We start from the raw sequence: 10596 nt of genomic DNA, 5'->3' as shown, positions 1-10596 counted from the left end.
CAACATTAATAGTAATACTCATCCGGCATAAACAGCTCATCGCTCCATAACCGGGTGATGTTATAAAATATTTCCACGCCATCTCCATAGTTGCTGTTGGAGCGTAATTGCAGCGCATAGTTGTGCGTGGTGCCTTTCCAGCGCAGCCTGATCTTATTCCAGAAGAAGCCGTAGTGGGCGCAACGCTGGCTGATCCGGTTATGTGATCCGCCATAGGCGGCCAGTGCGGTGGCATGAAGCAATGCTACCCTGCCAGCGCCTTTCCTGCCGGTTCGGGCCATCACTTCAAATGCCTGGCAGTTATCCAGTGATTCCAGGATGGGATGCCATTTGCCATTGGCCGGAACGGCGCCAGTTTTGAAGGTACCCATGCGTCCCTGCATACCGGCAAAACCGTTGACATCTATTTTAAAACGGGGGTCGCTTTTTTTTCCGATGCCCAGGTTACCGTTCATATGAAAAAAGAAACTCTTTCCGGGGCCGGTCTGATCGTCTTCACCGGTACCGGGTTTCAGGCGCAGGGCCGGGTAGTCCTGTTCATCTTTTTCCATACAGAAGAAAGGCTCGAGGTCGTCGGTGGCGCGGTAAAAGGATACCAGCCGCTTGGAGTCACCGAGCGTAGATACCAGCAAGCCATTGTCTTCATCTTTTGAAAAACCATCTTCCTGTTTGTTGATGGTAGAATCTATCAGGTAGCCGAAATGATTTTCTGTTGGCATCACACCATTTCTGAAATACTGTTTCAGCTCATCCCGCCCGTATACTTTTTTATTTTGCATGTCCATATGTCAGGAGTTTATATTAAGAGATGAATAGTTGCCAGATATTGATCAGGGCGGCATTATAGAGATCGTGAGCATTTCTTCATCGGTAGCATGATCCGGTCGTTGGTCCGTTGGCGTTATAACGGGATGGTCGTTACCGATGATGAGTTCGCTGCTGATCTTCAGCGCATCAATGCCCAATGGTTCCGGCTCTTTGTATTCCGGCGACCGCAATACTGTAATGAGGTGTTCCTTCGACGGGATCAGCACGGCCTGCGGCAAAGAAGGCGTAACCTGCTGAAGATCGCCTATGGCGGTATCTGTGCTGTAGGCAGTCACCATACCGGTATCTTCATCTTTTGTATAATAAAAATGCACCAGTGAAAAACCGGTGATATATTCTACATAAGGCTGCCGGTTGATATAATTCAATAGTTCAGATTTATACAGGGTGCTGCCTATCTTCAAATGCGAGGAAGGATCAAACAACCACGGGCAAAGATATTTCTGGATATCAAGGTGTAACTGTTGCAGGTGGCTGTTCTGGTTGTTTTCAGAAGGATCCCTGAACATAATACTGCACACAACTTTCACGCTTTCATACACCGGGTTGCGGATCGATAACGCAACAAAAGGAGAGATATGCTGCTGCATAAAATTCTGGATGCGGCACAGCGTATCCAGGTCTACTTTTGGTTCTGCACTGATAAACAGGCCACTGTCCGATTGCCGCGGAACCACCACAATGCTTACATCTTCATCCCTGGCGCCGGGCGGCGCAGTGATACATTTTACAATCAGTATCTCCGGAAAAGCTTCCAGTAATACCTGTGCAATATCCAGTGCTGCAACAGGCCGTTGCTTGTGCCGCAGCCTTTCGCTGACACGCGTATAGAACTTACTTTCCGGCTCTGTTTTCCGGCCTCCGAAAGAAGGAAACAATTGCCAGATGGCCTGGATTGTGCGGATATCCCGCTTTGTATTTTTTATGGTCAGTGGTGGGAGCGACAATACCTTTTCCAGCGAACCGCCCACGCCTTCAAACACGCGCTCTACAGTTACTGCATTGGGGAAAATACCAATGACCCGTGGTGTGATACATTCATGGGAAGGCGTTGAAATCCTGATCCACCAGGCGTCTGGCGACATGATGCTGTTATTGGTATTGATGCCCCAGGGCACCCTGATCTTTACAATGCCACTCCGCGAAAGATTATTGGTATTGTCTGATAAAAGACACATGCCTTCAAAAGGATGCCATTTGTTATCCGCCAGGTAACTCCAGTTCAACGGGGTAAGGCGGGTAGTGGTGTCGGTGAAATATTTATCTTCCAGCTGGAATAACAGCGACAACTCTTCTCCCGGTTTCAGCTGGTTAAAACCAATATACAAATGACCGGCTTCATTGAACACAGGAAGCAGCGAGAAATCATTGGCGCCATTGCCGGGATAAATTTCTTCATTCCCGAATACACCCACATGATGTACTTCCATGGTTTCGCCGGGTATAGATATTTTTCCTGGCTTCAATGATTCGGAATGTTCCAGCGTATAGTTGATGGAAATGGACTTTACCACCGGCACATAAGGCAGGCCCGGCATTGGCTTTTTCCGCGAGGGGTGTTTGGCGTTGTATAAAATTATTTCAGGAAAGATGAGTGTATACAACTGGTATCCGAATGCTTCGGAAGGAGCCGACAGTTCGAGCCTGACGGCGCCCTGCCTGTAAGCTGTGCCGCTGCGCTTTGCTTCTTTATCCAGTTTCATTCCGTTGGAGAAACTGATCTTATTAAAGTCGGGCTCTTTGATCAGTGTGGTATCTGCCAGATACACATCACCTTCTTTGTCACGATAGGTATCAAAAAGCCGGAACTGTTCCTGGTTGCCGCGTTCGGGCAAAAATACGCCGTTGTTAATGCTGCTGAGTCCTACCTTGTAAGCGTTGTTGGTCATATTGCCCGGGTAGGCGGCAAAGTAGGTATCGAACCCATTTATATTTTTGGGCAGCTCCAGCCATTCCAGTTTTATGCTGAAGTCTTTTGTATACTTATTAAAAACATTGGTGTTACAGATATCAAGAAATGAACCGACTGCCGGCATGGGACCGAAGATCCTGAAAGAACTATAAGCATTCAGTTCCCCGATATTGTTATCCAGTTTTACCGCCCTGAAGCCGGTTACCTTAGCCGTTACCGTTACCCGCTCCAGTACGAGGTGACGGAGAAAAGAGTAGGAGTGATGAAAGCTGTTATTGTTCAGCAATATTTTCACCAGTGGCAACGCTGAAGAAATATTGGCGCCATGCACTTCCGGGTTATATACACCGGAAGGAGCTTCGCTGCCGCGCAACAGGAAGTTGATCAGTATGGCGTTGTCTGCCTGCTCCGCGGCGCTGCAACGCACGTTGTAATGTTTAATGGGCGCCCATCCGGTGGGAGTGGTGTAGTATAAAAGAAATGCGCCGGACATCAGTTCACTGGTGATAACAGCGGGGTTTCTGCCGGTAACGGCAGAGAAATTCTGCAGGTATGCTATCAGCCCCGCATAACTGGCGGCGTTGAAATGCACCCGCACCTGCACGGAGCGGCTTCCTTCTGTAAGGTATAAAGCGGGTGACCCGATCATAAAACCAACCGACGTATTTTCCATTGTGCGTACGGATTGCGAAAGGTCGTGCTGATCTTCCCCCAGCAAAGGCCAGGTAACAGGCGGGATAGTGAGCTTCGCAAATGCCGGTGCCGGTATTACCGGGTGAATAGCATGATAGATAGCTGCTTCGCAGATGTTATTGGTTTGCAGCGACCGCGCCGCGATCTGCAGATAGTTACTTACATACAGGGTATGTACAGCGGTGATAGTGGTAGCATGTACTTTGAGTGTATCGCGCAGCTGGTATTTCAGCGGTTCCTTCCTGGCGATAGTGGGAGCAAGCACTATTTCCCCCTTATCGATGGTAAGATTATCTACCTGCGGCGCCGGCATGATCAGGATATGTACTTTATCCGGCACGGCATGCAGCGGCTCCATACCCAGAATGGTGCGGTAGTAATAATCGAGATGCCTTTTGGGCATTTCGTTGATCTGGTCCTGCAGGTGTTTGTAAAGCTCCGTAAAGGTCATTAACAGCCCCATATGCGGCGTATGTTTCCGTTCGTGGAGCTGATTCTTCAGATAGTAAGATGAAGAGCTGGAAGTCTGGTAAAATTTAGTACGCAGGGTATCATAAATTTCATTCAGCGAAAAAAATCCGCTGAAGGTATCTTCCCCTTCGGCGGTATTATTTGAAATACCCGGGAACAGCGCCTGCAACCTGGCTGTGGTAGCGGCGCTGCGGAGCGTATGATGCCTGGCCGTTTCATAGGGGAACAATTGTTTTACCTGTAGTTCATACCGGTATAATTTCGTGGTTTCTTCTTCCACAGACTGGATTACCTGGTCTGCATAATGCCGGATCACCTGCTGTTTATCTGACAGGGATAACTTCTGCAATACATCCATCAGCTCAATGGCAATGTCATAGAGCAGGGAGAAGAAGCCGGCGGTGTGTTTAAAAAGACTGGCTTCATTTCCAGCTTTGCCCATTGCTTCCCGCAGGAAGAGATATTTTTCTTCATAGGCCGTGAACTGGAGATTGGAGCAAATGATGAGCATGATCACGAGATCCGCATGAAAGAACTCCTGCCAGTCGCCATCCGGCTGATGATTAAAATTATAATAGTTAAACTGGCTGGAGAGCGCCGTCAGCTGCGCCAGCAGGTCAAAGGTACTTCTGTCGTCTACTTTTACATAGGCAGGTTGCAATGCATCCAGTTGCCGTTCCAACTGGCTGACGCCATCCTGTATATTTTCAAAGTAGTTACTCATCGCGTACTGATGTTGGTACCTTCGAGGAAGTAGAACGGATACACGAGGTTGTGCCGTGTATTGGTAGAGATCACGGTATAGTTGATCTGTACATATACGGTGCCGCTTTCCATTGTCTGGTCAACGATCTGCGTGTCCACCAGTTTGATCCGTGGTTCGTATTCCAGCAAGGCGTGATAGATGAGATGATTCAGTTCTCCTGAAAAACGCGAGTCTGCCACTTCAAACACCAGCTTGCGGATGTTGCAGCCGAAATCCGGCAGCATTGTGCGTTCGCCGGGAATGGTGCTGAGAATGATGCGGATACTTTCTTCAATATCTGCCACATCAGATACCATCAGTACGGATGCATTGGGTTTGTCGAAGGAAGGAGGGAAGCTCCAGCCTGTCCCTAAAAATGATTTGATATCTTTTGCCATTGTTAACCTCCTATTAATACCGTTGGACATCCTAATACTATTACGCCGCCGTGGGCAGTGCTGTCGCCCATACGTACCGCGGGCCGACCACCTATCAACACTGTGAACGATCCCATGATAGCCGAATCCGGTGGCCCTACGCAGGTACACAGATCACCTGCTACAGAAGCGGGCAGTCCGCCGATTAATACGGTGGGCATACCGGGTCCTACTATCGGGCCGCCTACATGCGGAATCGGTGGCAGCGCCGGTGTGATGAGCGGGCATACATGCATATCTGTGATCCTTGCGGCTGGTTGTCCCATGAGTTGTTTTTAAGTTTTAATTAATCATTACCACGCCTCCCTGTATGATAGTGGAGGCAGAAGAAGAGAGGGTGGCAGATGCGTTCCCCGTGGCGCTGAGTGTAGTATCCGCCGACATGGAAAGGGTGGCGCCACTCATTTCCAGTGCTGTGGTGGCGGCAACGTTCACGGCCATTCCATTCAGTTTGAGCTGCCCCGTGGCTTGCAGCGTAAGATCGCTGGCGCTGTTAATGGTAACGCCTGCCGGCGCCATCGTGATGCTGTTGCTGCTCTGATCCTGGATCACTATTTCCTGCGCCATGTCGTTCAGTGCAATGCTGTTGCCTCCCGGCGTAGTCACGGTGATGATCTTGTTCTCATCATCAAACGTAATTTTCAGCTGGCTCTTGGTATACAGCGCCTTGATGTAATTGTTATTATCTGCGGGTATCACCGGCGGCGTTTTCATCTTACCGTACAGGGAACCGATGATCACCGGGTACCGCGGATCATTCTCTATAAAAGCCACTACTACTTCGTCGCCTACTTCCGGGAAAAAGATAGCGCCTGCGCTTTCTGTGGCGTAGAAAGTAGACAGCCGGGCCCAGGTGCCTTGCTGACCGGTAGCCGTGGTGGCCAGCATCACCTGCACGCGGTACTCTGCGCCAGGGTCCTGTGAAATGGCTACTACGGTGCCCAGCTGAAGTCCTTGTATAGCCGGCAACTGCCCGTTTGCAGGCGAGTAGGAAAAGTTTTCCCTTTCATAAATAGGTTTGCTGTTCAACCCGAATTTTGCGTTGGTATTCCACACGCCTTCTTTGAGTGTATGCGTTACGGCCCACACATAGGCGTTACCGTTAAAGCGTGAACCTACGCCGGCTAAGGTGATCAATGTATTGGGCCATACGGTGGCATTGCCCATGAAGGACACCTGTCCGCTGATAGATTCCAGGCGCATACGCAACAAGGTGCTGTTGGCCCACGACTGTAAGCTCTCCTGCGCCAGCGGTGAGTTGGATACCAGTTGCAGCGGTGTTTGATGCAGTGCGGAAGCGAGTGTGGTAGCTTCCAGGTTGCCTTGCGCATTCAGCCCCGGCTCCGCGGCAGTAGCAGTGATCATGGCCAATGTTTGCGGATCCCATGCAGCAGCGGTGAGGGAAGGCACCTGTTTTTCTGCGCTCACAGAGGCGTTGAAGTTGATCAGTGATTCGCCGAAAGCCACTGATACTACCGGCTCTCCGCTTACCACCGGCGGGGCCGCCACTATTTGTGCGCCTACCAGTGATACCACGAAGCCGTTAAACTCCGCGCGTGATAGCAGGAAATCCCAGTCGGTGCAAAACTTCTGAAATACCAGTTCATTGATAGCACTGGTGCTTTGTATATCTCCACTCAATCCATTATTACTAATGGTGGTAGACATGATGGCGCTGTCTGTCTGGTTTATAAAGACTGCATCTTTTTTTGTGATAGTCATTTGTACGGCGCTGTGCTTGCAGGTGACGATCAGGTGGAAACCCTGGTCGGTGGCCTGTATCGACTGCTTTACCACTACGCCGGTGAAAATAAGTTCTTCACCGGTATTGCCATAACCGGCAGTAATGGTAACCGTGTTGCCGGGTAAAAAGCTGTCGCTGTCGCTGGCAGGAAAATCGCCGATCACACCGGTGGATGCTTTCGCCGTGGTACCATCCGATAACATGATTTCTGCCCAGGAAATCCGGTTCAGTTCATGATGTATCGTTACAGATATAACAGGGTACGTGTATTGCACGGCGGTGCCGTTTGCCGTGATGGTATACTGCAGGGTAGGATCTGCTATATTGATAGGTACAACTGCTGCCATAAGTATTTATTTCTTTAGCGGGGGAAAATAGAGTCCGTCGCCGGGTTTAATATCATGGATGCTGTTCAAACCATTTACCCTGGCTACTTCCATGTAATACCCCGGTTCACCGTAAATACGATAGGTCATTAAGGGAAGGGTATCGCCGGCCAGTACGGTCCGCATATGTGTAAGGTCCGGTGATGATACGCCGGATTCTTTTATTTTCGTTGCAAAGGCTACCGACTCAATCACGGTAAGTTTGATCACGGCACGCAATGCCACGCCGGTAGTACTGAACAGGCTATACTTGATATTGATATTTTTACATACGCCTGTAAAGCTGGTGTTTCCCCAGCTGATGCGCAGGTAGTTGGGGCGGTGATCTGTTCCCTGGTAGTTATACGCGATGTTCATCACTTTTTCGATATAGGCATCTACTGTTAATCCGCCGGGAATAGGGATTACGCCGGTTCCATCTACCAGCAGTTCCAGGTCGAAGTTGCCCGACTCCATGCTGCTGAAGATCTGTGTGGGCGCTACTGCGCCCTGCTCATCCGTGTTTTTATAATTGATCGTATAGTTGAGCGTATAGTTATCCGGGTTGATCACGGCAGATACACTATCGATCAGCTCTGTGGCTTCCGCATCTGCGTAGCCGGCCAGTAATAATTTGGTGGGTCCTCCTGTAGGGTTCATCTTGCGGGTAAGTTCTCTATACTGGTAATTAATTTATCCATACATTCCCTCACTATCTTATCTTTCAGGGCTTGCAGGTCTTTCACGCCGGTGTGGTGGGTTGCCTGCGGGGGATGTTCTTCTATGGTGACTTTTATCACCAGTTCTCTTATTTCCAAAGGCATAACTAACTGATTTGTTGAAAATAATCATAGCATAGTTCCAGTGTTTCGAGGGCAATAACGTTTTCCTGCGCTTTGAATTCTGATACTTTCAATGCTACGGGATATGCATTTACAAATTGCCACGAGGCCACCAGTCCGCGGTTGGCATTCATCAAACTAACAACCACTGCTACCGGCGAAAACGTAAAAAGATTAATACTGTTCTGCGCCCAGCGTATCAGTGGTGAGCCGGTGAGCATGCCTCTTTTCAGCACCAGGTTACCATATTTGGGCGCCTGCGGAAGACGGTGGGTAAACCTGTTTTCACCTCCTTCCTTTACTTCCAGCGGTGTAATGGTAGCGGTTAGCCCGCTTACTTCCTGGAAGTTGCCCTCATTGCCGCCGGTAATACCCGGCACCATTACCCGGAAGTAAAATCCTACGGGCGGGTAAAACGGCGTTTGTGCGGAGGAGGGTGGTGGTGGTGGAATAGGCATGACAATTTATTTGAATCCATGAATAAACGGAGTAACGGATAACGAAGTCATTCCTGCGGCTTCGCTACCCGTTGTCCGTTTTTTTTATTTGGTTAAATGCAGTCCTTCATGCGCTACTTCCATTGTTTCCACCGCCACTTCATTGGCGTCGGATTTCATATCGGTAACGGTCATTTTACAGGGAAACGCATTGGTCAGTGTCCAGTTCATAGCCGTTTGCCCGGTTTCGTCCAGCAAACTGATTACAATGGTGGAACGCTTGATGGTATTCATTTTGATGAGATCATAATTATCCCACAGGGTAGTATCTCCTTTGAAGATGCCTTTCTTCAGGGTGATATTATTGAACTTGGCGATCCCCGGCATTTTTACTACCGAGTATACAGGATTGCTGCCGCCACGGTATTCTATTACCTGTGTTTCGGAAGTAAGCCCGGTTACTTCCTGGAATATGATCTCTTTGCCATCCCACATGACTTTGAAAGAAAACTTTACCATAGGCCAGGTGGCCTGTGATTGGGTGGAGCCGTCATCTGCCATAATTGCAAGTTTTAAAAGTTATTGAATAAATTTTAGTTGCTGGTTAAGATTCCTGCATTTGCTGCTGGAAAGTGATGATGATAAATTCAGCAGGACGTGTAAGCGCTACCTTCACGGTGATCAGCATTCTGCCCTCCAGGATATCCTGCGGTGTCATAGTGGTGCCAAGCCCCACCTGTACATCGAAAGCCTGTTCCGGTGCTGCGCCTGCGAGCGCGCCCTGTTTCCAGAGGTTTTGCAGGAAGTTGTTGATCATGCTTTTTACAGTGATCCACGTAGTGGCATCATTGGCCTCAAATACATAAGCGCGCGTAGCCAGTTTTACAGATTGCTCAATCATGATGAGCGTGCGTCTTACGTTGATATAACGCCAGTCGAGACTATTACCATCCAGTGTTCTCGCACCCCATACCAGTGTGCCTACGCCTGTAAAGGGCCTGATCACGTTGATGGATTTTCCCGCCATGATATCTACGTTGAGGTTTTTTTGTTCTTCTCCGGAGATGTTAACCGTAGGAGCTGTTACCATGTTCACCGATACATTGGCAGGAGCTTTCCATACGCCGCGTGAATTGTCAATCAGCGTGTAGATGCCTGCCAGGGCGCCGCTTGGCGGCAGTTCATTCATCTGTGAACGCACTTCCTCCAGGATATGCACGTACGTGGGACTGGCAGCCTTCAGCGACTGATGGAAATTCTTTTTCGTATTCTTATCAGGTGTGGCGTTGGTTTTGTATTTGGTGATGATTTGTGCAGCAGCAGGTTCAGGTAATAATTTCTCCAGGTCAACGGTAGCATCCAGGTTTTCAAAATCCACTTCATCCGGTTGTACAATAGTGGTTTTCAGCCAGGGGTGATAGGCCGCGCCGTAGTTGAGCGAGTTCACGCCAATCTGGTCACGGAAAGCGCCTATTACCTCTTCCAGTACATCCGACGGTTTTTGTTTTACCAGGTCGAAGATGCCGAAGCGGCTTTGCATGTCTGCACAATGCTGTAACACCTGCGAGTACACCGTGGTATAGGCATCTGCTCCCAGTGCAATGATGTCGGGCATTACAATCAGCGTAGGTTCTGCTTCTTTTTCCAGCAGGGTGAATACATTGGGCTTGGTGTCTGAGCCAATGAAATCATCTGCCGCAATGGTAAGGCCATCCGCTGAATGGCCGTAAGTGCCTACCGACAGGATGTAGCAGAGGCTCCCGCTGTTGCCGAAAAACAAACGGATACTGTTGTAGAAGTACGCCGTGTTGTTGTCTTTAATCTGCACCACGGTGGGTTTCCCGTTGATGTTGAAGGTTTCCTGCTTCACTTTGGGGTCTGCATCCGCCAGGGTGAATTTAGGTTTGAACTCGCTGCCAAAGTATTCCAGGTACTCCGCAAAGGACGTGATCCTGGTAGGCTTGTGGATAAGGGATTTACCATTCCTTTCTGCTTTCTGCGTATAGCCTATGAACACAGGCACTGCAGTTTCCACAGCGGTAATGGAACTGGGGAACGCATTTTTCTCCTCAATATAAACCCCGGGGGTCATGAAGGTTGATGCCATATTAGGTGTTTTTTT

At 49.2% G+C, this 10596-nt stretch carries 10 protein-coding genes; all 10 read right to left on the bottom strand.

The features are described 5' to 3' along the window. Positions 1 to 5: 5 nt before the first annotated feature. The 10 genes from B5Z18_RS01455 to B5Z18_RS01415 all read right to left on the bottom strand — a co-directional run bounded on the left by B5Z18_RS01455 (position 6) and on the right by B5Z18_RS01415 (position 10581). Positions 6 to 785 carry a hypothetical protein gene (locus tag B5Z18_RS01455; protein WP_079467637.1) on the bottom strand — a complete coding sequence of 260 codons (780 nt, stop codon included), beginning with the start codon at positions 783 to 785 and terminating at the stop codon, positions 6 to 8. 45 nt (positions 786 to 830) lie between these two features. Then, on the bottom strand, positions 831 to 4628 hold the full coding sequence (locus B5Z18_RS01450; protein ID WP_079467636.1) for a hypothetical protein: 3798 nt from the start codon (positions 4626 to 4628) through the stop codon (positions 831 to 833). After that, on the bottom strand, positions 4625 to 5047 hold the full coding sequence (locus B5Z18_RS01445; protein WP_079467635.1) for a GPW/gp25 family protein: 423 nt from the start codon (positions 5045 to 5047) through the stop codon (positions 4625 to 4627). Before B5Z18_RS01445 ends, B5Z18_RS01450 begins: the two co-directional genes overlap by 4 nt. A 2-nt stretch (positions 5048 to 5049) precedes the next feature. Continuing rightward, positions 5050 to 5352 carry a PAAR domain-containing protein gene (locus B5Z18_RS01440; protein WP_079467634.1) on the bottom strand — a complete coding sequence of 101 codons (303 nt, stop codon included), beginning with the start codon at positions 5350 to 5352 and terminating at the stop codon, positions 5050 to 5052. Positions 5353 to 5368: 16 nt separating this feature from the next. Then, entirely contained in the window at positions 5369 to 7177 is a 1809-nt protein-coding gene (vgrG, locus tag B5Z18_RS01435; protein ID WP_079467633.1) for a type VI secretion system tip protein VgrG, read from the bottom strand. A gap of 6 nt (positions 7178 to 7183) precedes the next feature. Continuing rightward, a complete protein-coding gene (locus B5Z18_RS01430) occupies positions 7184 to 7855 on the bottom strand; it encodes a CIS tube protein (RefSeq protein ID WP_079467632.1) in 672 nt (223 codons plus the stop codon). Beyond that, positions 7852 to 8019, bottom strand: a complete 168-nt coding sequence (locus B5Z18_RS32420; protein ID WP_159454144.1) for a DUF5908 family protein — start codon at positions 8017 to 8019, stop codon at positions 7852 to 7854. The genes B5Z18_RS01430 and B5Z18_RS32420 overlap by 4 nt, the downstream gene beginning before the upstream one ends. A 2-nt stretch (positions 8020 to 8021) precedes the next feature. Further along, positions 8022 to 8495, bottom strand: coding sequence for a phage tail protein (locus B5Z18_RS01425; protein WP_079467631.1), 474 nt, complete (start codon positions 8493 to 8495; stop codon positions 8022 to 8024). Between the two features lie 84 nt (positions 8496 to 8579). Next, on the bottom strand, positions 8580 to 9035 hold the full coding sequence (locus B5Z18_RS01420) for a phage tail protein (protein ID WP_079467630.1): 456 nt from the start codon (positions 9033 to 9035) through the stop codon (positions 8580 to 8582). Positions 9036 to 9078: 43 nt separating this feature from the next. After that, entirely contained in the window at positions 9079 to 10581 is a 1503-nt protein-coding gene (locus B5Z18_RS01415; RefSeq protein WP_079467629.1) for a phage tail sheath family protein, read from the bottom strand. Positions 10582 to 10596: the final 15 nt, after the last annotated feature.

Origin of the sequence: Chitinophaga ginsengisegetis, assembly GCF_900168065.1 — a bacterium.
Lineage (GTDB): Bacteria > Bacteroidota > Bacteroidia > Chitinophagales > Chitinophagaceae > Chitinophaga > Chitinophaga ginsengisegetis.
Note: the sequence above shows the minus strand (reverse complement) of the source record. Positions and strands in the feature narration are given on the sequence as shown.